2 protein-coding genes are annotated in these 1,534 nt (G+C 70.7%); one reads left to right on the top strand and one right to left on the bottom strand.

Annotation, left to right across the window (positions count from 1 at the left end; translation table 11 throughout):
* Positions 1 to 429, bottom strand: a 429-nt coding sequence (locus tag AC30N0_RS10655; protein ID WP_489517891.1) for a MarR family winged helix-turn-helix transcriptional regulator, incomplete at its 3' end; no start/stop codon positions are given.
* 92 nt (positions 430 to 521) lie between these two features.
* Here AC30N0_RS10655 and AC30N0_RS10650 point away from each other — a divergent pair.
* Positions 522 to 1,534 (top strand): ABC transporter transmembrane domain-containing protein (locus tag AC30N0_RS10650; RefSeq protein ID WP_489517890.1); only part of this gene is annotated, 1,013 nt, incomplete at its 3' end.

Here is a 1,534-nt window from a genome sequence, read left to right as displayed (position 1 = left end):
CTTCAGCGACTCCCACTCGGCGCGCGTGAAGCCGGACAAGGACTGGTTCATCACCTGGGCCAGAACGGCCGGCACCCGCGATGCCGCAGCATCGCCGTCCGGCGTGAGCGCGATGCGGACGACGCGGCGGTCGTCGGTGCTGCGTTCGCGCCGGCACAGGCCCTTGGCCTCGAGCCGGTCGAGCAGGCGGGTCATGGCGCCCGGATCGGTCTGCAGCTCGCGGGCGAGCTCGGCGACGGTGGAGGCGCGCGAGTTGCGCAGCATGAACAGCGGCCCCCACTGGGTGTGGGTGAGGCCGTCGGGCTCGAGGCGCCGGTCGGCAGCCTGCGTGATCGCGACGAGGACGCGGCGCATCAGGTAGCCGACGCTGTCGTCGGCGCAGTAGCCGCTGGCGCGGTAGAAATTGGCGGGGCCGGGAGCACGGGACACGATGCCGCGAATATACTTGTCTAGGCAACTATTGTCAAGGCTTTGTTTGCCCGAGCCTCCTTTATCGGCGGCGCCTCTCGGTACACTCGTCCATGCCTTCCGCCACGCTTCCCGCGCCCGCCCGGACGAGCGCAGCGCCGCCGCCCCCCGGCAACGTCCGCGCCCTCGGCGGCCTGCTCCCGTTCCTGCGCCCGTACCGCCTGCGCATCGCCGCGGCCGGGCTCTTCCTCGTCCTGGCCGCGGCGACGACGCTGGTCTTTCCGATCGCCCTCAAGTCGCTCATCGACACCGGCTTCGTCGGCAGCGACCGCGGCGCGCAGGTGATGGCGCTGCGCGGCCACTTCGTCGCCCTCTTCGGCGTCGGCGTCGCACTCGGCATCTTCTCGGCGGCGCGCTTCTACATGGTGAGCTGGCTCGGCGAGCGCGTCACGGCCGACCTTCGCAACGCCGTCTATGCGCACGTCGTGCGGCAGAGTCCGGAGTTCTTCGAGTCGACGCAGACCGGCGAGGTGCTGTCGCGCCTCACCACCGACACGACCCTGGTGCAGACGGTCGTCGGCTCGAGCCTGTCGATGGGCCTGCGCAACGCCGTGATGGGCGTCGGCGCAATGGCGATGCTGATCGTGACCAACCCGGTGGTGATGACCCAGGTCATGGCGATCCTGGTCCTGGTCGTGCTGCCGTCGCTCTACTTCGGTCGCCGCGTGCGGCGGCTCTCCCGGGCCAGCCAGGACCGGATCGCCGACTCCAGCGCGATCGCGGCCGAGGTGCTCAACGCCATTCCCGTGGTGCAGAGCTATCTGCAGGAAGACCGCGAAGCGACGCGCTTCACCGCCTCGACCGAGCGCGCCTTCGGCACCGCCGTGCGGCGGACCCGGATGCGCTCGCTCCTCGTCGCCTTCGTCATCAGCGCGACCTTCGGTGCCTTGCTCTGGGGCCTGTACCAGGGCACGCAGGCGGTGCTGCGCGGCGACATCTCGGCCGGGCACCTGGGCCAGACGGTCGTGTACGTGATCATCCTGGTGGGCAGCGTCGCCGTGCTGTCCGAGGTCTACGGCGACCTGCTGCGCGCCGCCGGCGCGACCGAGCGGCTCATGGAGCTGCT

It is taken from the genome of Rhizobacter sp. (assembly GCF_031412495.1).
In the GTDB taxonomy this organism is placed as follows: domain Bacteria; phylum Pseudomonadota; class Gammaproteobacteria; order Burkholderiales; family Burkholderiaceae_C; genus Schlegelella_A.
Note: the sequence above shows the minus strand (reverse complement) of the source record. Positions and strands in the feature narration are given on the sequence as shown.